19 protein-coding genes are annotated in these 22,077 nt (G+C 71.8%); 6 read left to right on the top strand and 13 right to left on the bottom strand.

All coding sequences use genetic code 11. From position 1 onward, the window contains the following. Nucleotides 1-20: 20 nt before the first annotated feature. Nucleotides 21-503, bottom strand: a complete 483-nt coding sequence (locus AZE13_RS00395) for a CarD family transcriptional regulator (RefSeq protein WP_003953493.1) — start codon at nucleotides 501-503, stop codon at nucleotides 21-23. A 716-nt stretch (nucleotides 504-1,219) separates the two neighbouring features. Here AZE13_RS00395 and AZE13_RS00390 point away from each other — a divergent pair. Then, a complete protein-coding gene (locus AZE13_RS00390) occupies nucleotides 1,220-1,891 on the top strand; it encodes a DUF461 domain-containing protein (RefSeq protein WP_066925260.1) in 672 nt (223 codons plus the stop codon). 152 nt (nucleotides 1,892-2,043) lie between these two features. Here the strand turns inward: AZE13_RS00390 and AZE13_RS00385 are convergent, their stop codons facing one another. Beyond that, on the bottom strand, nucleotides 2,044-2,724 hold the full coding sequence (locus AZE13_RS00385; RefSeq protein WP_016572018.1) for a response regulator transcription factor: 681 nt from the start codon (nucleotides 2,722-2,724) through the stop codon (nucleotides 2,044-2,046). After that, nucleotides 2,721-4,052, bottom strand: coding sequence for a sensor histidine kinase (locus AZE13_RS00380; RefSeq protein ID WP_066925257.1), 1,332 nt, complete (start codon nucleotides 4,050-4,052; stop codon nucleotides 2,721-2,723). Before AZE13_RS00380 ends, AZE13_RS00385 begins: the two co-directional genes overlap by 4 nt. A 510-nt stretch (nucleotides 4,053-4,562) precedes the next feature. Here AZE13_RS00380 and phoU point away from each other — a divergent pair. Together phoU and AZE13_RS36640 are read left to right on the top strand one after the other, a co-directional pair. Further along, nucleotides 4,563-5,240, top strand: a complete 678-nt coding sequence (phoU, locus tag AZE13_RS00375; protein ID WP_066925254.1) for a phosphate signaling complex protein PhoU — start codon at nucleotides 4,563-4,565, stop codon at nucleotides 5,238-5,240. A 248-nt stretch (nucleotides 5,241-5,488) separates the two neighbouring features. Beyond that, entirely contained in the window at nucleotides 5,489-5,662 is a 174-nt protein-coding gene (locus tag AZE13_RS36640) for a hypothetical protein (RefSeq protein ID WP_181690213.1), read from the top strand. Between the two features lie 132 nt (nucleotides 5,663-5,794). Here AZE13_RS36640 and AZE13_RS00370 read toward each other — a convergent pair whose 3' ends face one another. Next, nucleotides 5,795-6,556, bottom strand: coding sequence for a phosphoglyceromutase (locus AZE13_RS00370; protein ID WP_066925251.1), 762 nt, complete (start codon nucleotides 6,554-6,556; stop codon nucleotides 5,795-5,797). Nucleotides 6,557-6,797: 241 nt separating this feature from the next. On the opposite strand from AZE13_RS00370, the gene AZE13_RS00365 reads away from it, so the two are divergent. Next, nucleotides 6,798-8,186, top strand: coding sequence for an MDR family MFS transporter (locus AZE13_RS00365; RefSeq protein WP_066925248.1), 1,389 nt, complete (start codon nucleotides 6,798-6,800; stop codon nucleotides 8,184-8,186). A gap of 62 nt (nucleotides 8,187-8,248) precedes the next feature. Here AZE13_RS00365 and AZE13_RS00360 read toward each other — a convergent pair whose 3' ends face one another. The 3 genes from AZE13_RS00360 to AZE13_RS00350 all read right to left on the bottom strand — a co-directional run bounded on the left by AZE13_RS00360 (nucleotide 8,249) and on the right by AZE13_RS00350 (nucleotide 11,401). Beyond that, a complete protein-coding gene (locus AZE13_RS00360; RefSeq protein ID WP_079123552.1) occupies nucleotides 8,249-9,214 on the bottom strand; it encodes a class I SAM-dependent methyltransferase in 966 nt (321 codons plus the stop codon). Between the two features lie 110 nt (nucleotides 9,215-9,324). Continuing rightward, nucleotides 9,325-9,972 (bottom strand): YbjN domain-containing protein, encoded by a 648-nt coding sequence (locus tag AZE13_RS00355; RefSeq protein ID WP_258527513.1) that lies wholly within the window; start codon nucleotides 9,970-9,972, stop codon nucleotides 9,325-9,327. Further along, entirely contained in the window at nucleotides 9,965-11,401 is a 1,437-nt protein-coding gene (locus tag AZE13_RS00350; RefSeq protein ID WP_066925245.1) for a glycosyltransferase, read from the bottom strand. Before AZE13_RS00350 ends, AZE13_RS00355 begins: the two co-directional genes overlap by 8 nt. Nucleotides 11,402-11,633: 232 nt before the next feature. Here AZE13_RS00350 and AZE13_RS00345 point away from each other — a divergent pair, with 232 nt between their 5' ends. Then, nucleotides 11,634-12,458, top strand: a complete 825-nt coding sequence (locus AZE13_RS00345) for a class I SAM-dependent methyltransferase (protein WP_107288205.1) — start codon at nucleotides 11,634-11,636, stop codon at nucleotides 12,456-12,458. Between the two features lie 120 nt (nucleotides 12,459-12,578). Here the strand turns inward: AZE13_RS00345 and AZE13_RS00340 are convergent, their stop codons facing one another. The 6 genes from AZE13_RS00340 to AZE13_RS00315 all read right to left on the bottom strand — a co-directional run bounded on the left by AZE13_RS00340 (nucleotide 12,579) and on the right by AZE13_RS00315 (nucleotide 20,954). Continuing rightward, nucleotides 12,579-13,985 (bottom strand): serine hydrolase domain-containing protein, encoded by a 1,407-nt coding sequence (locus AZE13_RS00340; RefSeq protein ID WP_079123551.1) that lies wholly within the window; start codon nucleotides 13,983-13,985, stop codon nucleotides 12,579-12,581. A 165-nt stretch (nucleotides 13,986-14,150) separates the two neighbouring features. Beyond that, nucleotides 14,151-15,470, bottom strand: a complete 1,320-nt coding sequence (locus AZE13_RS00335; RefSeq protein WP_066927003.1) for a DUF2786 domain-containing protein — start codon at nucleotides 15,468-15,470, stop codon at nucleotides 14,151-14,153. Nucleotides 15,471-15,669: 199 nt separating this feature from the next. Next, nucleotides 15,670-16,149: an NUDIX hydrolase gene (locus AZE13_RS00330; protein WP_079123550.1), complete on the bottom strand. Its 480-nt coding sequence runs from the start codon at nucleotides 16,147-16,149 to the stop codon at nucleotides 15,670-15,672. A 7-nt stretch (nucleotides 16,150-16,156) separates the two neighbouring features. Beyond that, nucleotides 16,157-17,407, bottom strand: coding sequence for a CHAD domain-containing protein (locus AZE13_RS00325; RefSeq protein ID WP_258527512.1), 1,251 nt, complete (start codon nucleotides 17,405-17,407; stop codon nucleotides 16,157-16,159). Then, on the bottom strand, nucleotides 17,391-19,673 hold the full coding sequence (locus AZE13_RS00320) for an RNA degradosome polyphosphate kinase (RefSeq protein ID WP_066925242.1): 2,283 nt from the start codon (nucleotides 19,671-19,673) through the stop codon (nucleotides 17,391-17,393). The genes AZE13_RS00325 and AZE13_RS00320 overlap by 17 nt, the downstream gene beginning before the upstream one ends. Nucleotides 19,674-20,162: 489 nt before the next feature. Next, a complete protein-coding gene (locus tag AZE13_RS00315; RefSeq protein ID WP_107288204.1) occupies nucleotides 20,163-20,954 on the bottom strand; it encodes an SDR family NAD(P)-dependent oxidoreductase in 792 nt (263 codons plus the stop codon). Nucleotides 20,955-21,051: 97 nt separating this feature from the next. Between AZE13_RS00315 and AZE13_RS00310 the strand changes: the two genes are divergently transcribed. Beyond that, nucleotides 21,052-21,993, top strand: a complete 942-nt coding sequence (locus tag AZE13_RS00310; protein ID WP_066925236.1) for a helix-turn-helix transcriptional regulator — start codon at nucleotides 21,052-21,054, stop codon at nucleotides 21,991-21,993. Nucleotides 21,994-22,077 lie beyond the last annotated feature (84 nt).

The raw sequence follows: 22,077 nt of genomic DNA, 5'->3' as shown, positions 1-22,077 counted from the left end.
GCCGTCGCCGTGCGGCGTCGTCAGGACGCGAGGACCTCGTCGAGCAGGGCCTCGGCCTTGTCCTCGTTGGTGTTCTCCGCGAGGGCGAGTTCGCTCACCAGAATCTGGCGGGCCTTGGCGAGCATCCGCTTCTCGCCGGCGGAGAGTCCGCGTTCGCGTTCACGCCGCCACAGATCGCGCACCACTTCGGCGACCTTGATCACGTCGCCGGAAGCAAGCTTCTCGAGATTCGCCTTGTAGCGACGGGACCAGTTCGTCGGCTCTTCGGCATACGGTGCGCGGAGCACCTCGAAGACCCGGTCCAGTCCATCCTGACCAACCACGTCGCGTACGCCGACGAACTCCGCATTGTCCGCTGGCACACGAACAGTCAAGTCGCCCTGGGCGACCTTCAGCACCAAGTAGGTCTTGTCCACGCCTTTGATCTGGCGAGTTTCGATGGCCTCGATCAGCGCGGCCCCGTGATGGGGATAGACCACGGTGTCGCCAACCTTGAACGTCATGTGACAGGTACCCCTTCCGTGGCTATCCATGCTAACACGGGAACGGGCCGTTCTGAATGGCGTTTTCGCAGGTCAGGGCATATCTCGGGGCTTGACAACAGCGGTCGGGACGTGCTTCCGGGGGCTCCGTGACGGGGGTATTCGCAGGTCGGAGGGGCTTCGCGGGTGAACGGAAACACGCCCGTCACACTCCGGGAAGGCCATGATCGACAGACTGAACGTCCCGATTTGCACGGATCCGCATGAGCGACTTCCGCTACTCCGTTCGGATGTCCGCACACCCCTCGCGGCCGAATCCGGAATTGATCACCTACCGGCCCACGAAGAGTGTGATCAATTCCGCGGGGCCTCCACATTCCCTGTGAATACTGTTTTTCGCCGGAGAATCGTGACGGGAGAAACGGGTGGGGCGCCACTCGAACGGTCGCGTGGCGAATATTCGTCCCCGTTCCGGCCGTGTTCCCGGCGGCCTTCCGTCGTGTTCCCGGCGGCCTTCCGGTCGTGTTCCCGGCAGCGGGTGCCGGGCCCGTGATCACCCAGGGGGCGGGTCGGGTGCGGCGGCGCGCGGACGGCTCGGTAACCTAGCGGCGCTGACACACCCTTAGGGCGGCTTTACGTGCCCGTCGTATGACGCGTACGCAGCGCCGCCCAGCCGTCCATCCGCGACCGGGCACGAACGTTCGGCCGCCGTAGCTCGTCAAGGAGATGCCGCCGCCGTGAGCCGCAGCCTTCGACGCGGCGTCCTCGCCGCCACCGTCCTCTCGCTCTCCGTCGCCACGCTGTCCGCGTGCGCGGCCGGGAACGACGCCCAGACGCTGGAGATCAAGCCGGACAACGCCGCGACCTCCGCCGGCGACATCCAGATCCAGAACGCCCTCGTCATCACCCAGCCCGATCTGAAGGCGAAGGGCCCGGCGGTGGTGGCCGTGACGCTGTTCAACAACGGCACCCAGGACCAGAAGCTGACCTCGATCTCTCTCGACGGCACCCACCAGTCCGCGAAGCTCGCGCCCGCCGAGGGCGGATCGGGCCCGATCACCGTGCCGGCCGGCGGCTCCGTCGTGATCGGCGGCAAGGGCAACGCCTCGGCCGTCCTGGCGAGCGGCCGGGAGGCCGTCCAGGACGGGAACGCCCAACCGCTGACGTTCGACTTCAGCTCCACCGGCAAGGTGAAGCTGAGCGCGTTCGTCGTCCCGGCGAAGACCTACTTCAAGGACTTCGGCCCCTCGCAGGTCCCGCAGTCGCCGACCGGTACGGCGACCCCGAACAGCACCGGTGAGCCCACCCAGAAGGGCACACCGTCCGGCACGCCGACCGGCAGCGCCACGCCGACCTCGTCGCCTGCGGGGGCGGCTCGGAGTGAGCAGGGGGAGCAGAACGAGCGCTGACCCCAGCGCCGCACGAGCCGCCGCGTGCCTCACCGGCTCCCGCGCGCCTCACGGGCCCCATTGGCCTCCTTACGGGCCCCACTGACCTCAGGGGCGCCGGTCCCACCCGGACCGGCGCCCCTGACGCATATCGCCTCTCGCCGACCGCCGGCTTACGGCTCGAACTTGTACCCCAGGCCGCGGACCGTGACCAGGTAACGCGGCGCGCCCGGATCGGGCTCGATCTTGGCGCGCAGCCGCTTGACGTGCACGTCCAGGGTCTTGGTGTCGCCCACGTAGTCGGCGCCCCAGACCCGGTCGATGAGCTGCATACGGGTCAGCACCCGGCCGGCGTTGCGCAGCAGCATCTCCAGGAGGTCGAACTCCTTCAGGGGCAGATCGACCTTGCCGCCGGAGACCGTGACGACGTGGCGGTCCACGTCCATCCGCACCGGGCCGGCCTCCAGGGCCTGCGGAGCGACCTCCTCCGGCTCACCGCGGCGGCGCAGTACGGCGCGGATGCGGGCGACCAGTTCGCGGGAGGAGAAGGGCTTGGTGACGTAGTCGTCGGCTCCTATCTCGAGGCCGACGACCTTGTCGATCTCACTGTCCTTGGCGGTCACCATGATGACCGGGACGTTGGAGCGGCCGCGCAGCTGGCGGCAGACCTCGGTGCCGGGCAGGCCCGGCAGCATCAGGTCCAGCAGGACGAGGTCGGCGCCGTTGCGCTCGAACTCGTCCAGGCCGTCAGGGCCCGTTGCCGCGACGGCGACCTCGAAACCCTCCTTGCGGAGCATGTACGACAGTGCATCGCTGAACGATTCCTCGTCCTCGACGACAAGCACTCGGGTCACGGAAGGACCTCCGGGGCTGGGTGAGCAGGGAGCTGATCGTTGAAGGTCTCGTACGGGCGGTCCTCGTCGGTCCGGCCCTCGTACGGGCGGTCCTCGTCGTCGAGGCCCTCCGCGGAGCGGCCGGCGGCGGGCCGCCCGCGGTCGCGTACGGCGCCGGCTTCCGGAAGACGCAGGGTGAAGGTGGAGCCCTGTCCCTCGGCACTCCACACCGTGACCTCCCCGCCGTGCGAGGCGGCCACATGCTTGACGATGGCGAGGCCGAGGCCGGTCCCGCCGGTGGCGCGGGAGCGCGCCGGGTCCACGCGGTAGAACCGCTCGAAGATACGGTCCCGGTCCTTCTCGGATATCCCGATGCCCTGGTCGGTCACCGCGATCTCGATCATTCCCCCGGTGCCGAAAGCCTGAGAGGTACCCCCACCGCCGGGCGCGGGGACGCGGCGTCCGGCGATCCCCACGCGGGTGCGCGCCGGGGAGTAGTTGACGGCGTTCTCGACGAGGTTGCCGAGGGCCGCGGCGAGCTGGCCGCGGTTGCCCCAGACGCTCAGGTCGGCGGTCCCTCCGGCGGCCATGGTGATCTGCTTCGCTCCGGCCTGGTGGCGGCAGCGGTCGATCGCCTCGGCGACCAGCACGTCGACCGGGACCGGCTCGGCGTCCTCCAGCGGATCGTCGTTCTGGACCCGGGAGAGGTCGATGAGCTCCTGGACGAGGTTGGTCAGCCGGGTGGCCTCGTTCTGCATCCGGCCGGCGAAGCGGGTGACGGCTTCGGGGTCGTCACTGGCGTCCATCACGGCCTCGGACAGCAGCGAGAGCGCGCCGACGGGGGTCTTGAGCTCATGGCTGACGTTGGCGACGAAGTCGCGGCGGACCGCCTCTATGCGCCGGGCCTCCGTGAGGTCCTCGACCAGCAGCAGGACGAGCCGGGAGCCGAGCGGGGCGACCCGGGCGGAGACCGCCAGCGCCTCTCCGCGGCCGGTGCCCCGGCGCGGAAGGTCCAGTTCGACCTGGCGTATCTCGCCGTCCCGGCGGGTGTCGCGGGCCATCTGCAGCATCGGCTCGACGGCGAGCTTGCCGCCGCGGACCAGGCCCAGCGCGTACGCGGCCGAGCTGGCCTTGACCACGGCGTCGGCCTCGTCGAGGACCACGGCGGAGGACCGGAGCACGGAGAGGACGGTGTCCACGCCGGGCGGCAGTTCGGTGTCGGTGTGCAGGGAGGTACGGGTGGGTTTGGCCTGGTCGCGCTCGCTCCAGCGGAACGCCAGCATGGCGAAGACGCCGGTGCACAGCCCGGCGATCGCTGCCACTGCGGCGACGGCCGCATCCACGTTCATGAGTCCAGAGTATGTGCCGGGTCGGACACTGCCCCAGCCTCGAGAGCCGCTGCTCGAACAGCCGTCGCCCAGAGTTCACCGTGGCGTTCGCGCCGGTTCACTCCGGCAGCCGGGAGACGACGCGCGACCGCCTGCGGACGGTTCAGCGGACGGCCCCACGGCCGGCCCCGCAGCCGGAACGACGTCTCCCAGAGTTCACCTTCACGTCGGTGCCGGTTCACCCCGGGTGGGACCGGAGGACGCGATCCGGCCGCAAGGTGAGAGGGCGAAAGGTGAGGGTGCGGTGCGGTGCGGGTCGCGCATGGCTTCCTCCCGCCGGGCCGCCCGTAGGGCCACTGACCGTGAGAGCGTGGGCACAGGTTCTCCCGGCACCTCGTCCCCGTCCCACCTCCCCCACACCACGCACAACGCCCCACATCACTCGCCGCCCACACACACCACCAGACCACTCCACCCCACACCCCCCACCACTCCCTTCCACACACCCACAGACGCGAGAGAAGGTCACAGATGCGGGACGCGTACCACGAGGAGCTGGATTCGATCGGCGAGGGCCTGGTCGAGATGGCCCGGCTCGTCGGCTCCGCGATCGGGCGCGCCACCACGGCGATCCTCGACGCGGACCTCAAACTGGCCGAGCACGTCATCGCCGCCGACGAGAAGGTCGACGATCTCCAGCGCGACCTGGAGGCCCGGGCGATCGCCCTGCTGGCGCGGCAACAGCCGGTCGCCACCGACCTCCGGATAGTCGTCACCTCGCTGCGGATGAGCGCCGACCTGGAGCGCTCGGGCGACCTGGCCCAGCACGTGGCCAAGCTGGCCCGGCTGCGCTTCCCGGATACGGCCGTCCCGCGCGATCTGCACGCCACCATCCTGGAGATGGGGCAGCTGGCACAGCGCCTGATGGCCAAGGCCGCCGAGGTCATCATCACCAAGGACGTGGATCTCGCGCTCCAGCTGGAGCAGGACGACGACGCGATGGACCTGCTGCACCGCACCCTCTTCCAGCACCTGATGGACGACCGCTGGAAGCACGGCATCGAGACGGCCGTCGACGTGACCCTCCTGGGCCGCTACTACGAGCGCTTCGCGGACCACGCGGTCTCCGTCGCCAAGCGGGTCGTCTACCTGGTGACCGGCGAGCACGCCGACGAGATCAGCACACCGACGTCGGTCGAGGGCGCGTAACGGCGAGCGGCGGGCGAGCGGCGGGCGAGCGACAGCCGAACGGCGGGCGACGGCGCGTAGCGACGACGGCGGGCGAGCGGCGCAGCTTCGCCGTGTGAGCCGCCGTGAGCCACCGTGCGCCACCGTGCGCCGTTGACGCGTGCCTCCACGCGCCGTTGACGCGCCTTGTCGCCCGGGCTTGCAATGGGCTGCGGTGACCCGCCGGGCATCACCCCGCAGGCACCACGGTGACCCTTAGGAGGCAAGACATGGCACCTACGGCGCACTCGCACTCCCCCGACCCGGCGGCGGCCGCCCGGGACGACGACCCGACGGCCTTCGACCGCCCTCGGCTCCCCCTGCTAGGCGCCTGCGGCTGTGGCCCCGGCTGCGGCTGCGGCTGCCAGCAGGGCGGCCCCTGCCAGTGCGGCGGCAGCTGCTAGCGACACCAGCCACCCACGGCCCAGCGCCACAGCGGCCCCGGCCGGCACACCGCCGACCGGGGCCGCTGCCTGCCCGCTGCTTCTCCTGCCGGCTGCTTCTGCCGGCCTCTCCTGCTACTTCTGCTGGTTCTGCTACTTCTTCTTGCCCTGGTTCTTCACTGCCTCGATGGCGGCCTTGGCGGCCTCCGGGTCGAGGTAGCGGCCGCCGGGGGTGACCGGGCGGAAGTCGGCGTCCAGCTCGTATGCGAGCGGGATGCCGGTGGGGATGTTCAGGCCGGCGATGTCCGCGTCGGAGATGCCGTCGAGGTGCTTGACCAGGGCGCGCAGGCTGTTGCCGTGGGCGGCGACCAGGACCGTACGGCCGGCGAGGAGGTCCGGCACGATGCCGTCGTACCAGTACGGCAGCATGCGCGTGACGACGTCCTTGAGGCACTCGGTGCGCGGGCGCAGCTCGCTGGGGATGCCGGCGTAGCGCGGGTCGTCGCTCTGGGAGAACTCGGTGCCGTCCTCAAGGGCAGGCGGCGGGGTGTCGTACGAGCGGCGCCAGAGCATGAACTGCTCCTCGCCGAACTCGGCCAGGGTCTGCGCCTTGTCCTTGCCCTGCAGCGCGCCGTAGTGGCGCTCGTTCAGCCGCCAGCTGCGGTGAACCGGGATCCAGTGCCGGTCGGCGGACTCCAGGGCGATCTGCGCGGTGCGGATCGCGCGCTTCTGGAGGGACGTGTGGACCACGTCGGGCAGCAGTCCGGCGTCCTTCAGCAGCTCGCCGCCGCGGACCGCCTCCTTCTCGCCCTTCTCGTTGAGGTTGACGTCCACCCAGCCGGTGAACAGGTTCTTCGCGTTCCACTCGCTCTCGCCGTGGCGGAGGAGGATCAGCTTGTACGGTGCGTCGGCCATGGCGTCGAGCGTAATCGAATTCCGCGAGGGGGCTTGCGCACGCCCGTGACCTGGGCTTCTCTGTGACGTTTGACGCTTCCGATCAATTGGATGGCGTCGGCGGCCGGCCAGCCAGTAGGTTGCGATCACGTCATTCACCACTTACTCACACCCCACTTGCGCACGTACCACTTACGCACGCACCACTTACTCACCCCTCTTACTCACGCCTCGCCGGTACGCCGACGGAAACGGAACTGTCATGTCCGCATCCACTCCCCCGCGAGCCCGCGCCCTGGCCCGCCTCAAACGCGCCGCGACGGAGAGCGTGTCCGGCCTCCCCCGCCAGTTCTGGTGGCTGTGGACCAGCACCCTGATCAACCGTCTCGGCGCGTTCGTCGCTACCTTCCTGGCCCTCTACCTGACCGTCGAGCGCGGTTTCTCCCCGTCCTACGCCGGCCTGGTCGGCGCGCTCTACGGGCTCGGCGGCGTGATCTCGTCCGTCGGCGCCGGAGTGCTCACCGACCGGCTCGGCCGGCGGCCCACCATGCTCATCGCGCAGCTGTCGACGGCGGCGTCCGTGGCGCTGCTGGGCTTCCTGGAACACCCGGTCGCGATCGCGGTGGTGGCGAGCGTGGTCGGGATGGCGACCAACGCCTCCCGCCCCGCCGTACAGGCGATGATGGCCGACATCGTCGCCCCCGAAGACCGCGTCCGCGCCTACTCCCTCAACTACTGGGCGATCAACCTCGGCTTCGCGATCTCCGCCACCGCCGCCGGACTCATCGCCGAACACGGCTACCTGGTCCTCTTCCTGGGCGAGGCGACGCTCGTCCTGGCCTGCGCCGTGGTCGTCTTCTGCAAGCTCCCGGAGTCCCGCCCCACGGCACCGGCGACCGCGGACGGCCGGAACCCCTCCGGCTCGGCTACCGACCCCGCTCCCGCCCCCGTCTCCATGCTGACCGTACTGCGGGACGGCCGCTTCATGACCGTCGTGGCCCTCAACCTGCTGCTCGCCCTGCTCTTCCAGCAGGCCTACGTCTCCTTGCCGGTGTCGATGAGTCAGAACGGCTTCTCCAGTGCCGACTTCGGCTCGGTGGCCGCGATCAACGGCGTCCTCATCGTCCTGCTGCAGATCCCCGTCACCCGCTTCATCGAGCACCGCAGCCCCGCGACGCTCCTCATCGGCTCGTCCCTGCTCACCGGCTACGGCTTCGGACTGACCGCGCTGGCCGATTCGGTCGCCGTGTACGGCCTCACCGTCGCCATCTGGACCCTCGGCGAGATCATCAACTCCCCTACCCAGATGGGCCTGGTCGTCCGCCTCTCCCCCGTCCACGGCCGCGGCCGCTACCAGGGCATGTACGCACTGTCCTGGTCCATCGCCTCCCTCACGGCCCCGCTGCTCGGCGGCACGGTCATCGACCACTTGGGCTCGGGCGTGCTCTGGGCGGGCTGCGCGGCCGTGGGCACAGTGGCGGCGGCGGGCTACGGACTGCTGCTCAGGAACCTGCCGAAGCAGACGAAGGCGGAGGCGGAGACCGCCACCTCATCGACCTCGACGCCGACACCGACGCCGACACCACCGGCTCCACCTTCGCCGGCATCGGCGTCGGCATCCCCAGCGGCGCCGAGCGATTCGGTGACGTGACGTGACGCGACGCGACAGGCCGAAAGGCGGAGGCCGACGTCGGTAACGTCAGTGCCTGCGTCTCACCGAACCGCACGCTGACCGAAGTGCACGGTCTTCGCGGTCAGGAGGAACAGGTCCGGGCGGCGGTCGACGCAGGCCGGGTCGGCCGGGTCGAGAAGCCGGTCCAGGGTCGCCAGGTCCTCGGCGTCCAGGACCTCGCCGAACATCTCGCGGCGGCGCTCCAGCGACCGCCGCGCCCAGAGCCGTAGCGGCTGTTCCGGGCCCGTGGGCAGCGGAGCCGGGTGGTCGACGAGGAAGGTCCGGCTCCGTACGCCGGTGAGACCCGCGGCGCGCAGCATGCCGGGCCAGTCCTCGGCCACCGCCACCGAGTCGGGCAGCTCCGCCCGCATCCGGCTGAAGCGGTCCGCCATCGCCGCATCGAGCCGTTCCTGGAGCCCGGGACGGCCGAAACCGAGGTCGCGCGGGAGCCAGCGGGACGGCAGACCGCCCTCGACGATGGCCAGAACGCCGCCGGGGTTGAGCAGCCCGGCCAGCCGGTTCAGCGCGTCCTGCTGATCGCCCACGTGGTGGACGACCTGTCCCGACCACACCAGGTCCGCCGGGCCCAGGTCGGCCAGTCCGGCCGGGAATTCGGCCGGCCGCGTCCGCAGTCGTACGCCGAGACGTGCGGCCCGCTCCTCGGCGCGGGTCAGCAGCGCCGGGGTACCGTCCACGGCGGTGACCTCGGCCTGCGGGAACACCGCCGCCAGCCGGCAGGCGGCGACGCCCGGGCCGCTGCCGATGTCCAGGATCCGGCGGGGAGTCAGGTGCGTCAGACGCGTCAGCTCGTCGAAGGCCTGCTGTACGTACGGGCTGTGCGTCTCGCCTTCCAGCTCCAGCAGATCGGCCATTGCGGCCCAGTCGAAGTCGTCGCCGTGGCCGTGGTCGTGATCGGCATGGACGTGCTGGTGGTCGTCATCGTGGTGGTGGTCGTCGTTGGCCGGTGCCGCTGTCGCATTACGGTTCGTCCTCGCGTGGGCTGCCATGACACTCGCTCCCGTGGCTCGTGCGGTCTGCTGCTCTCTGCCTGATGGCGCCGACCATGCGCCCGGGCGGACGGAGCAGGCAAGCGTTGTTGCCGTACCGGCAACGGGGCCTACGCCTCGCGGTCGTGCCCGCGCGTCTGATTCCCGCCGCTCCCGCATGCCTGATCCTCGCCGCTTCCGCGTGTCAGATGCGCGAAGGCCTCCAGGTTGCGGGTGGACTCGCCGCGGGAGACGCGCCAGGCGTACTCCTTGCGGATGGTGGTGGCGAAGCCCATTTCCAGGAGGGTGTTGAAGCTGCCGTCGGCGTTCTCCAGCACGGTGCCGAGGATGCGGTCGAGTTCGTCAGGGGTGACGGCGGCGAGCGGGAGTTTGCCGGCCAGGTAGATGTCACCGAGCCGGTCGATGGCGTAACTGACGCCGTAGAGGCGGGTGTTGCGCTCCAGCAGCCAGCGGTAGACCGCCTCGTGGTTCTCGTCGGGGCGGCGGACGACGAAGGCGTTGAGGGAGAGGGAGTGCTTGCCGACGATGAGCGAGCAGGTGGTGGAGAGCTTGCGGGTGCCGGGGAGGGTGACGACGTAGTTGCCGTCGGAGGGGGACTCCCATACGAGACCGGCATCGGTCAGCGCCCTCTCGATCACCTGCCGCGGATCGCCCTGGCCGCCCGCCTGCTGCGGATCGCCCGGGCCGCCCACCTGCCGCGCGTCGCCCGTCCGCTGTGCCTCATCCGCCATCGCCGCCCGTCGCGCCTCGTCAGCCATGCAGGGATCGTAGGTGACGCCGCCGTTCCTGCATCGCCGCGGTGTACACATCGCCGGTCGCCGCCGCCGCGGTGTCCCAGCCGAAGGACTGGGCGTGCCGGGCCGCGTCGCTGCCCATACGGATGGACAGCGACGGATCGGCGACGAACCGCCGCAGGGCACGCGCGTAGTCGGCCGGGTCATGGCCGGCGACGAGGAAGCCGCTGACGCCGTCACGTACCGCCACCGGCAGGCCGCCGACCGCGGCCGCGACGACCGGTGTGCCACAGGCCTGCGCCTCGATGGCGACCAGCCCGAAGGACTCGCTGTGCGAGGGCATGACCAGCACGGATGCGGCGCGGTACCAGTCGGCGAGCCGCTCCTGTCCGACCGGCGGACGGAACTGCACCACATCGGCGATGCCGAGCCGCGCGGCCAGCTTCTGCAGACCCTCGGGCTTGGCCAGGCCGCTGCCGCTGGGCCCGCCGACGACGGGCACGACCAGGCGGGACCGCAGGGCGGGGTCCGCGGCCAGCAGGTCGGCGACCGCGTGCAACAGGATGTCGGGAGCCTTCAGCGGCTGTATTCGGCCGGCGAAGAGCGGGATGACCGCGTCCTGCGGCAGGCCGAGACGGGCACGGGCGGCGGCCCGGCTCTCTGCGACAGCGCCGGCGTCAGCGTCAGAGCCGGCGACATGCCCGGCCACACCCCCGTTGGCATGGGCATCCCCGCTCGCGGGCGCGGGCCGGAAGCGGTCGAGGTTGACGCCGGGGTGGACGACGGCGACCTTGCCGGGGTCGGCCTCGTAATGCCGTACGAGCTCGTCGGCCTCCTCTGCGGTGTTGGCTATCAGGCGGTCGGCGGCCCGTACGATCTGGGTCTCGCCGATCACCCGGGCGGCCGGCTCGGGGGTGTCACCGGCCGCCAGCGCGGCGTTCTTGACCTTGGCCATGGTGTGCATGGCGTGCACCAGCGGAACACCCCAGCGCTCGGCGGCCAGCCAGCCGACGTGGCCGGAGAGCCAGTAGTGGGAGTGGACCAGGTCGTAGTAGCCGGGGCGGTGTCCGGCCCAGGCCCGCATCACGCCGTGGGTGAAGGCGCACAGCTGGGCGGGCAGCTCCTCCTTGGCCAGGCCCTCGTACGGGCCCGCGTCCACATGACGTACGAGGACGCCGGGCGCGAGCTCGACGGCGGGCGGGAGGGTGCCGGTCGTGGCGCGGGTGAAGATCTCGACCTCGATGTTGATCGAGGCGAGCTTCCTGGCGAGCTCGACGATGTAGACGTTCATGCCGCCGGCGTCGCCCGTGCCGGGCTGGTGCAGCGGGGAGGTGTGCACACTGAGCATGGCCACCCGGCGCGGGCGCCTCGGGCCCCCGGGCAGGCGCAGCCGCCCCTGGCCCGAGAACTGGCCGGCGGGACGGCCGCGGAGCCGGGTCACGTATCCGCTCACGTCGAGCTACCTCCTAGGCGGGGCGTTCGGCAGCACGCCTCCGAACCCCTGCAACAACACACCTCGGCGTTCCCTTCCCGTCCGGCCCGCCATCTCCGTACTTTGCCAAAGCGTGACCGTGCACGGCCGCCCGGGTGCCTGGCCGGGCCAGCGGTGTCACCTGACGGGCCAGCCGTCGTGCCTGACCAGGGGAGATACGGAGCCCGGCCCGGGACGCCATACTCTCGAAGCCATGCCCCGCCGCCCCCTGACCGCCGCCGCGCCGCCGTCCCGGCCCGTCGGAAATCCCACCCGAGGGACCACCAACCCCAACCGGCTGCGCCGTATGGACCGCTGGATAGCCGCGGAACACGGCGCCGAGCTGCGCCGCGCCACCGACCCCGTCGCGGTGGACCTCGGCTACGGAGCCGCGCCCTGGACCGCCGTGGAGCTGCTGGACCGGCTGCGTACGGTCCGGCCGGACGCCCGTGTCGTCGGCGTCGAGATCGATCCGGCCCGGGTCGAGGCCGCCCTCCCGTACCGCAAACCGGGGCTGGACTTCGCACACGGCGGGTTCGAGGTACCGCTGCCCGGCGAGCGGGGCCGGGCACCGCTCCTGATCCGGGCGGCGAATGTCCTGCGGCAGTACGACGAGGACGAGGTGGCCGCGGTCTGGCGGCGGCTGTGCGCCCGGCTGGCGCCCGGCGGCCTGCTGGTGGAGGGCACCTGCGACGAGATCGGGCGGCGGCACGTATGGGTCGCGCTGGGGCCCGAGGGCCCCCGTACGGTCACCTTCGCCACCCGGCTCAGCTCCCTGCGGGCCCCCTCCGACCTGGCAGAACGCCTGCCCAAGGCGTTGATCCACCGCAATGTGCCGGGCGAGCCGGTGCACGCCTTCCTCCGGGACTTCGACCGCGCCTGGGCGGCGGCCGCCCCGCTCGGCGCACTCGGCGCCCGCCAGCGGTGGCGCGCCGCCGTACAGACCCTGGCGACGGACTGGCCACTGACCGGCGACCCGCGACGGCGCCGCCAGGGCGAGGTCACGGTGCGCTGGGAGGCCCTGGCCCCACGGGCATGAACCAGCCGCCCCCCGCCCAGCCGCTGCCATGCCGCGCAGTGTGCGGCAGCAGGTCCCTGATCCCGTAGAAGGCTGTCCGAAATATGAAGCAGCGGGGCAGCGAGCAGGTGAGAGTTGGGGTCAGTGGTTCGTGGATATCAGGGCCGGGGGCGCGCTGAGGGAGCGGGTGAGCGGGGCGGGCAGATTCTTGGGGGGCTGAGGTGCGGCCGGTTGTGCGGGGTTCGCCGGCGTGGTGGGCGCGTTGGTGCCGCACATCGCCTTCTGGGCGAACTCTCCGGCCGCGGTGTCGATCGGGCTCGGCTTGATGTGGAATTCCTCGTCGATCTGCTGGTACTTGGACCGGTTGAAACCGTACGTCATCTGGCGCTTCCCGTCGGGCGTGGAGAATGTCACCGTCTCGGCGCCCCACACCGCGCCGTTGTGTCCCCAGAAACGCCCGCACGCCGTGTCCGTCGCGGCAATGCCGAGGCCGTAGTGCATCAGCAGATTGCCCTTGTCGTCCTTGGCTTCGACGGTGGTCTGCATCTGGCGGAGTTGGGCCGGGGCGAGCAACTTGCCGGTCAGCAGGGCCCGGTAGAAGTCGTTCACGTCCTCCATCGTCGCGACCAGGGCCCCGGCGGTGCCGGCCCAGGACACGTCATAGGTGCTGTAGTCGCGGGCCGGGGTGATGAGGCCGTACATGGACTCGTACATCTTGGAGTGCGGCCCGGATATCCGTGCGGAGGTCGGGAAGTACGTGTGCTTCAGGCCGGCCTTGCGGATGACATTGCGGGTGATGTACTCCTCCGGGTTCTCACCGGTGACCTTCCGCAGCAATATCCCCGCGATGACGTAATTGGTGTTGGCGTACGACCACTTCTCGCCGGGCTTGCCCGTCGCCGGAGCCTGCAGGCCGAGGCGGACCAGCTCCTCGGGGTCGAAGTGGCGGTAGCGGTTGTCGTCCAGGCTCTTGGTGCTCCCCTTGAGGAGCGAGGGGAAGGCGCCCGGAATGTAATCGGCGATGCCGCTGGTGTGGTTGAGCAGCATCCGGACGGTGATCTGCCGGCCGCGTTCGCCGGGGACGAGGTCGGGGAGGTAGCGGGCGAGGGGAGCGTCCAGGTCGATCCGGCCGGCGGCGACCTGTTGCAGTATGGCGACGGAGGTGAAGGCCTTGGTGATGCTGCCTATGCGCTGCTGCATCTGGGGCTGGACCGGGCGGTTGGTGGCGATATCGGCGACACCGGCCGCACCCCGCCAGGCGTCCCGGCCGTCCCGGACGGCCGCGTAGACGCCGTACATGCCCGCCTTGTGCAGGGCCGCCAGTCTCTCGTCCAGGGCCTTGCGGTCGAGGTGGAGCGGGGCGGCCGTCGTTCGCGCGCCATGGGCGCCGGGCGCGGTCGTGGGTGCGGGGGCTGGTGCGGGGGCTGGTGCTGGTGTCGCCTGGGCAGGCACCGCCGCGGCGGTGAGTGAGAGGAGAACGGCCGTGGTCGTGGCGGCGACGCGGGCGCTACGGCGGGCGCGACGGCGGACGGGGCAGGGCAGGGGCATGGGGTCTCCCATCACGACGGCTACGGCGGCGGCCGTTCGCCTGTGCGATCTCGGTCGTCTTGATTCTGTCGACCCGCACCGGCCCCGGAGGCCGAGCCGTGTCATCGAATCCCATGACATTTGTCAGGGGTACGCGCGCCCGAAGTGTGCGTACCGAAAGGCTGTTCAGGAGGTAGGCGGGTCCGGCGTATGCGTGGTGCCGAGTCGTGCCCGGTCCGCGGCCGCCGTGCCCTGGTGCCAGCCCGCGGCGTCACGCACTCCGCGCAGCCGGACCGGGGCTGTCTCGGGGAACAGTTCGCCGGCCGTGTCCCGCACGGCCGCTTCGCGGGCGGCCAGCACCGGCAGAAGATCCGGTGCCCGGCTCGCGGCCTGCGCCGTGGCCTCTCCGGTGGCGGCCGACAGCCGGCCGCGGATCCGGTCCGCGTACGCCACGAGGAAGGACTGCCGGAAGTCCCGGGTGCGGCGCGAACGGCCGCGCGCGTGGTGGTCATCGCCCGCGCGGTTCATGGCGGACGTGGCCTGGAGCAGCAACGAGGTGTAGAGGAGTTCGACGGCCTCCAGGTCCGGCGGGAAGCCGACGACGGTGGAGAAGCCGAGTTCCGCCGCCCACACCGCCTGGCAGCGGTTGGCAGTGGCCACCGCGTCCAGGAGGAGCGCCTTGGCCTGCTCGTACGGCCCCTCGATGCCGATGCGGACGGCCGACGGCGCCCGGCCCCCCGCCACCGCGCCGCCCGTCCCACCGGTCCTACCGGTCCCACCGGTCCCACCAGCACCACTGGCCCTGTCAGTCCCGGCAGTCGCGCCGTCCAGCAAGGCTTCGTCGATGCTGTGCCGGGCCATCAGTTCCTGTGCCTTGGCCGACAACGCCTCGGCCTCCTCCGGGAACTGCGTCGCCTCGGCCTTGGCCAACAACCCCCGGATACGGCCGAGCACCCGCGGCTCACCTCCCCCGAGCTCTTGGAGGTGTCCACGTCGCCCGGCACCGCTTCCGCTCGCCGATGCGGCCGCGCCCCGGCCGGGCAGCGGCGTGATGCGCGGCAACCGGGCGATCGTACGCAGCGCCTCCAGCACGTCGTACGCCGTCTCGAAGCGCGAGGTACGGCGGCGGCGCGCCAGTCCGTCCAGATAGCCGCTGTCCGTCTCCCACCACACCTCGGCGCGCAGTGCTTGCAGCTGGGCCGCCCACCGCGGATCGCGCGGGGCACCGGCGCCACGTCGGGCCTCGGCGCCACGTCGGGCCTCCGCGGCGATCGCGTCCACGGCCAGCGGCGCGGTCCGCTCCGCCGTACGCCGCACCATCCGCTCCAGATCGGCGGGCTGCCAGCCGCCCTCCCAGCAGCGCCGTACCCGCTCCTCGGCGGCGGCCAGTACGGCCCGGCTCACCGCCTCCCAGCCCACCGGGGCCGCGGCCAGCAGCGAGGCGCCCGCCTCGATGGCGTCCTCGGCGGGCTCGCCATCCGCCGCGTAGACGACGGTGCCGAGCACGGTCCCGACCAGTTCCTCGGCGGCCGGGCACCGCCCCGCCCGCCTGCTCTTGCCCTGGCCCTGGCCCTGGCTGTTGTTCTTGCCCTGGCGCTTGCTCTCGCCCTGGCTCTGGCTTTTGCCCTCGCTCACCCGGTCACTGTACGGACCGCAGCGCGCACCGCCCCCGGACCGGCGCCGGCCCCGCCCCACGACACGGCGCTCAGGTCAGGCGCAGGGTCGCCAGCAGCGCGTCCACCAGGGGGCGATCGCGTTCGTAGGTCAGACGGGCGCGGGCTTCGGCGGGTGGGAGCCAGAGCAGGCGGTCGACCTCGGTACTCGGGATGAAGGAGCCCGCGACGGCTTCGGCGGCCCAGTAGTGGACCTGTTTGGGACGGCCGGCGGCCAGGTAGTACGAGGTCGGCAGCGGGGCGCCGGGCCGGCAGTGCATGCCGGTCTCCTCCGTCACCTCGCGCACCGCACCGGCCAGTGCGTCCTCGCCGCGCTTCAATTTGCCTTTGGGGTGCGACCAATCGTCATATTTGGGGCGATGGACGAGACCTATCTCCAGGTTGCTGGTCCCTGTATCCAGGTCGTGGCCTGTCTCCAGGTTGTCGCCCTCCTCCGGGCCGTTGCCGGGTGACGTACGGCGCCAGAGGACGCAGCCCGCGGCGCGGACCACCGACTGCCGGGAGGACGTCATGACCCGCTCATGCCCTTCGGGGGAGCCACAGGCGGCCGAACGTGAAGCGGGCCGCCTCGACCTGGTGGCGCTGGTCGGCGTGCAGGACGCCGAGGGCGTATGCGGTGGCCGGGGCGATTCTGGGGGTACGGGCCGCGGCGGCGGCTGCGGCGGCGGCCTCCGCGGCGTCCCGGTGGAGGTCCAGCACCCGGGCGGCCTCGGCCAGGTGGGGATGGTCGGCGTGGTCCGGAGCGATCAGTTCCTGGGCGTAGCGGGTCAGCCGTACGAGGAGCCGGACCTGGTGCCAGGGTGCGTCCTGGCGGTGGTCGGTGGTGAGCGCCTCGGCGTTGTACGGGTGCCCCGCACGGGACAGCGGCAGGGCGGCGACCGCCTCCGCGAGCCGCCGATGGGCCTGCTCGGCGAGCGGTGGCAGCGCCTTGACGGCCGGCTGGTCCGCGGCCGTACGGGCCGGTGGCGCCTCGGAGGCGAGGACGGCGACGGAGTCGGCGACGGCGTGGAAGCGGGACGAGCCCAGCGCCTGCAGGGCGGCGGAGTGGGCGCGGGTGCGGGCGAGGGTGAGCTGACGGTCCAGCAGCGCCCCGGCCCGGGCGGCGCCGGCGGACAGCGCGGCACCAGGGTCGGGAGCGGAGTCGGGGGCGGGGCCGGGGCCGGGGCCGGAGCCGACGGCGGAGCCGGGGCCGGGGCCTTCGGAGTGTTCGGAGTGTTCGGTGCGTTCTCCCCGGCCTGCCGCCCCGGTCAGCCGCTGGAGCGCTGCCAGCAGCCGCTCGCGGCGGGCCACGCAGGCCTGTTCGCGGGCGAGCGTACCGGACAACCAGCCCAGTTCTGCGATGAGTTGGCCGGCCCAGACCTCGTCGGTCAGAGGCCGGAAAGTGTGCAGTGCGGCGCTGATCCGACGGGCGGCGCGGCGCATCCGGCAGGCGGCCTCACCCGCCCCCGCCACGTCCTGACCGCTCTCGCGGTGCGACCGCAGGCTGCGCAGGAACTCCGCGGAATGGTGGTGGAGGTAGCCGGCGAGCACCTCCTCGGCGGTGCGGGAGGCGAGGCCGGAAAAACCGGGAGGAACGGCAGGACCGACAACGGAGGCCGGGCCGGCTGCGGAGGCCGGGCCGGCCGGGGAGGCGTGGGTGAGCGGTCCGGGGCCACCGCCGAGGGCGCCTTCCCCGCCGTACGGGTCGTCCACCACCACCGCCGCCGCCGAGCGGGCACCGGGCATGAGACCGGCAGGCCCCCCGGTCGGCTGGTCAGGTCGCTGAGCCACGTCGGCGCCTCCGGGCGTCGATGAGCATTTCCTGTACGTTGCGCAGCGGCGCGCCGTCCGCGTCCACGGCGTGCCGGGTCCAGTCGCCGTCCGGCCCCAGGTGCCAGGAGGACGTGGCGTCCGAGGCCCCGGTCTCCAGCAGGCGGTTGAGGGAGGCACGGTGCGCCGGGTCGGTGACCCGGACCAGCGCTTCGATCCGCCGGTCGAGGTTGCGGTGCATCATGTCGGCGCTGCCCAGCCACACCTCGGGCTCACCTCCGTTGCCGAAGGCGAAGATCCGGGAGTGTTCCAGGAAGCGGCCGAGGATGCTGCGGACGCGGATGTTCTCGCTGAGGCCGGTGACCCCGGGGCGCAGCGCGCAGATGCCGCGTACCCAGATGTCGACCGGAACGCCGGCCTGCGAGGCACGGTACAGCGCGTCGACCACGGCCTCGTCGACCATCGAGTTGACCTTGATACGGACGTAGGCGGGGCGGCCCGCCCGCTGGTGCGCGATCTCCCGCGTGATGCGCTGGATCAGGCCGTCGCGCAGGGACTTGGGGGCGACCAGGAGACGCCGGTAGGTCTCGCGGCGGGAGTACCCGCTCAGCCGGTTGAAGAGGTCCGAGAGGTCGGCGCCGACCTGCGGGTCGGCGGTGAGCAGGCCGAGGTCCTCGTAGAGCCGGGCCGTCTTGGGGTGGTAGTTGCCGGTCCCCACGTGGGAGTAGCGCCGCAGCATGTCGCCTTCCTGGCGGACGACGAGGCAGAGCTTGCAGTGCGTCTTGAGGCCGACCAGGCCGTAGACGACATGGCAGCCGGCCTCCTCCAGCTTCCGCGCCCATTTGATGTTGGCCTGCTCGTCGAAGCGGGCCTTGAGTTCGACCAGGACGAGGACCTGCTTACCGCCCTCGGCGGCGTCTATCAGGGCGTCGACGATCGGGGAGTCGCCGGAGGTGCGGTAGAGGGTCTGCTTGATGGCGAGGACGTCGGGGTCGGTCGCGGCCTGCTCCACGAACGCCTGGACGGAGGTGGAGAAGCTGTCATACGGGTGGTGGAGGAGGACGTCCCGGGCGCGCAGGGCGGCGAAGATGTCGGGAGCGGAGGCTGACTCCACCTCGGCGAGGTCACGGTGCGTACCGGCGACGAACTTGGGGAACTTCAGCTCGGGCCGGTCCAGGGCCCCGACCCCGAAGAGGCCGGTGAGGTCGAGCGGACCGGGCAGCGGGTAGACCTCGGCGTCGGAGATCTTCAGCTCCTGGACGAGGAGGTCGAGCACGGCGGGGTCGATGGACTCCTCGACCTCCAGCCGGACCGGCGGCCCGAAGCGCCGTCGCATCAGCTCCTTCTCCAGAGCCTGGAGCAGATTCTCCGCGTCGTCCTCCTCCACTTCGAGGTCCTCGTTGCGGGTGACCCGGAACATGTGGTGCGCACGCACCTCCATGCCTGGGAACAGCTCCTCCAGATGCGCGGCGATGACGTCCTCGATGGGGACGTAACGCTGCGGGGAGGCCTCCAGGAAGCGGGAGAGCAGCGGCGGGACCTTGACCCGCGCGAAGTGGTCATGACCACTGACCGGGTTGCGTACGACGACGGCCAGGTTCAGCGAGAGGCCGGAGATGTACGGAAACGGGTGCGCGGGGTCGACCGCCAGTGGGGTGAGCACCGGGAAGATCTGCTGGCGGAAGAGGGTGAACAGCCGGGCCTGCTCCTTCTCGGTCAGCTCCGGCCAGCGGATCAGGTGAATGCCCTGGTCGGCGAGCTCGGGGGCGACGTCCTGCTGGAAGCAGGCGGCGTGCCGGGCCATGAGCTCGCGCGAACGCGTCCAGATCAGCTCCAGGACCTCGCGGGGCTGGAGTCCGGACGCGGAGCGGGTGGCCACACCGGTCGCGATCCGCCGCTTGAGTCCGGCGACCCGGACCATGAAGAACTCGTCCAGGTTGCTGGCGAAGATCGCGAGGAAGTTCACCCGCTCCAGGAGCGGGGTGGCCGGGTCCTCGGCCAGTTCGAGCACCCGCTCGTTGAACGCCAGCCAGCTGCGTTCACGGTCCAGGAAGCGGCCGCCGGGCAGCTCCTCGCCGTCCACGCCCACCATGCCCCGGTCCACGTACGCGTCCGGATCGGCGTCCAGGTCGGGCTCCAGGCCCGGCACGGTCCCACGGACCGCGTTGGGGCGGTGCGCGGCGATCGAGCCCACCGAAGGCTGGGCCGCGGGCGCCAGGACCGGCGGGGGCTTCGGCGCCTGCGTCTCGGGCTGGACCGGTGCCTGAGCGCTGGGCTGCTGCTTCATGACCCCATTCTTCCGCTTCCCGGGCGTTCCAGGCGCGTCAGCGGGAAGATCAACAGGCAGGTCGGCAGGAAGCGGTGGCGCGACTCGGAGTCTCGGACTCGGGACCTTCGGCACAGCGGGCTGCATTCAGCGATGCTCGCAACCGATATTGAATCGCCGGTTACGCGGATGTGGCGGACAGGCAGCGGGCAGGCCATCGAGGCACCAAGGGCGGGGCGCCCGCCGGATCCCGGGTCACCACCAGGGCCCCGGCCCCGGCCCCGGCCCCGGCCCCGGCCCCGGCCCCGGCCCCGGCCCTGGCCCCGGAGGTTCCCCGGCGGACGTCTCGGAGCACGGCACGCCCGGCACACATTGAGCGCTACCCCTTCTGGCGATCGTTACCCCCGGCCATCACCCAACGCGCCCCTCCAGCCATCGGCCCAACGCGCCACGCGCCCCCGCGCCCCCGCCCGGCCCGCGCCCCCGCCCGGCCCGGATCTCCCGCCCGCTTCAGGCGCACATACCGCCGTCGACCCGGAGGACCGTACCGGTGACGTACGAGGCGCGGTCGCTGAGGAGCCAGGCGGCGGCCTGGGCGATCTCATCCGGATCGGCCGCCCGGCCCAGCGGGGTCCGGGAGTTGAGCTGATCGATGGTGCCGGGGGATTTCTCGTCCCACTCGTAGAGCATGTCGGTGAGCGTGGTGCCGGGCGCGATGGCGTTGACGCGGATGCCCTCCGGGCCGTAGGTGGTGGCGGCCGACGCGGTGAGGCTGTTGACCGCCCGCTTCGCCGCGCCGTACGCGGGCAGCCAGGGGTTGGCCATCAAGCTGCCGACGCTGGACGTGTTGACGATCGCGCCGCGCTTCGCGGTGGCGCGGATGGCGGCGATCTCGGCGGTCATGGCCAGCCACGGGCCCTTGAAGTCGACGGCGCAGACGCGGTCGAAGTCGGCCTCCGACAACTGGTCCATCGGGCCGGGCGGCTGGCCCGTCGCGCCGTTGTTGAAGGCGACGTCGAGCCGGCCGTACCGCTCCACGGACCGGTCGACGGCGGCCCGCACGCTCGCCGGGTCGGCCAGGTCGCACAGGACGTAGTCCGCGATGCCGCCGGCCGCCCGGATCTCCTCGGTCACCGCCTTGAGCTCGGTCTCCGTGCGCGCCGCGAGGAGCACCCGGGCCCCCTCCCGCGCGAACAGCCGCGCCGATGCGGCGCCGATGCCGCGACCGGCACCGGCGATGAAGGCGACCTTGCCGGCGAGCAGGCCGGCGGCTGTGGTGGTGTCGGCTGATGTGTTGTTCATGCCGACGAGCCTGGGTTCGGCCGCCCCGCTCATCCAGGCACCGGCAATACCTGGCTGAGCGCCCGGTACCCACGCCCGCACGGGGCACACTGGGGAGGTGGATCGACGAGAACTGGCCGGCTTCCTGCGCAGCAGGCGCGAGCGCCTCACCCCCGCCGACGTGGGGCTGCCCGCCGGGCCGCGCCGCCGTACGCCGGGACTGCGTCGTGAGGAGGTGGCGCAGCTGGCGTACATCTCGGCCGAGTACTACACCCGGCTGGAGCAGGCCCGCGCACCGCACCCGTCCCGCGAGGTGCTGGCCCAACTCGCCCGCGCCCTACGCCTGTCGGATGCCGAGCGCGACCACCTCCACCACCTCGCCGGCACCCCGCCCGGCCCCCCGGCCGGGCCCTCGCGGGAGGTACGGCAGAGCATCACGGACCTACTGCACCGGCTGCCGGAGGCCGCGGCGATCGTGCTGTCGGCGACGTACGAGGTCATCGCCTGGAACGACCTGGCCGCCGCCCTGATGGAGGACTTCTCCGCCCTGCCGCGCCGCGACCGGAACCTCATCCGGCGCGCCTTCCTCGGCCCGTACGAGCACGGGAACGGGAACGGGAACGGGCACGGGCACGGGCACGGGCACAAGCACGAGGCCGGAAACGGGCACGAGGCGGGCAACGGGCACGGTCGCGCCGGCGGCGGGCGGCTGTACAGCGACTCGGAGGCGGCGGAGTTCGCACGGACCGCGGCTCAGCACCTGCGCACCACCGCGGCCCGCTACCCCGACGACCCCGAAGTGACCGAACTGGTCGACGAACTCCTCACCGGCAGCGAGGAGTTCGCCCGCATATGGACCGCCCATGACGTGACCGGCCGGCCCACCCTGTGCAGGACCTTCGAGCACCCGCTCGTCGGCCCCATTGCCGTCAGCTGCGACGTCCTGGACATCGCCGACCGGGACCAGCGGGTCCTCATCTACACCGCCGCCCCCGGCTCCGAAGAGGCGCTGCGACTGCTGTCGGTCATCGGTACACAGCGCATGGACGTGCCCGGTTAGCGCTGAGTGCCTGATTCCTGGCCCTGGCCCCCTGGCCCGCTGGCCCTCGCTCGGCGTCCCCTAGGGGGCGTTCGAACAGATCCC

Source organism: Streptomyces sp. NBRC 110611 (assembly GCF_001590865.1).
Taxonomy (GTDB): Bacteria; Actinomycetota; Actinomycetes; order Streptomycetales; family Streptomycetaceae; genus Streptomyces.
This window is presented reverse-complemented; position numbering and strand designations above follow the sequence as displayed.

Coding starts and splice junctions, on each gene's coding strand:
- AZE13_RS00365 (WP_066925248.1), top strand. CDS start 6,798: ATGTCCGCATCCACTCCCCCGCGAGCCCGCGCCCTGGCCCGCCTCAAA.
- AZE13_RS00380 (WP_066925257.1), bottom strand. CDS start 4,052: ATGAACGTGGATGCGGCCGTCGCCGCAGTGGCAGCGATCGCCGGGCTG.
- AZE13_RS00330 (WP_079123550.1), bottom strand. CDS start 16,149: ATGACGTCCTCCCGGCAGTCGGTGGTCCGCGCCGCGGGCTGCGTCCTC.
- AZE13_RS00370 (WP_066925251.1), bottom strand. CDS start 6,556: ATGGCCGACGCACCGTACAAGCTGATCCTCCTCCGCCACGGCGAGAGC.
- AZE13_RS00355 (WP_258527513.1), bottom strand. CDS start 9,972: ATGGCTGACGAGGCGCGACGGGCGGCGATGGCGGATGAGGCACAGCGG.
- AZE13_RS00340 (WP_079123551.1), bottom strand. CDS start 13,985: ATGCCCCTGCCCTGCCCCGTCCGCCGTCGCGCCCGCCGTAGCGCCCGC.
- AZE13_RS00345 (WP_107288205.1), top strand. CDS start 11,634: ATGCCCCGCCGCCCCCTGACCGCCGCCGCGCCGCCGTCCCGGCCCGTC.
- AZE13_RS00395 (WP_003953493.1), bottom strand. CDS start 503: ATGACGTTCAAGGTTGGCGACACCGTGGTCTATCCCCATCACGGGGCC.
- AZE13_RS00360 (WP_079123552.1), bottom strand. CDS start 9,214: ATGGCAGCCCACGCGAGGACGAACCGTAATGCGACAGCGGCACCGGCC.
- AZE13_RS00320 (WP_066925242.1), bottom strand. CDS start 19,673: ATGAAGCAGCAGCCCAGCGCTCAGGCACCGGTCCAGCCCGAGACGCAG.
- AZE13_RS00315 (WP_107288204.1), bottom strand. CDS start 20,954: ATGAACAACACATCAGCCGACACCACCACAGCCGCCGGCCTGCTCGCC.
- AZE13_RS36640 (WP_181690213.1), top strand. CDS start 5,489: ATGGCACCTACGGCGCACTCGCACTCCCCCGACCCGGCGGCGGCCGCC.
- phoU (WP_066925254.1), top strand. CDS start 4,563: ATGCGGGACGCGTACCACGAGGAGCTGGATTCGATCGGCGAGGGCCTG.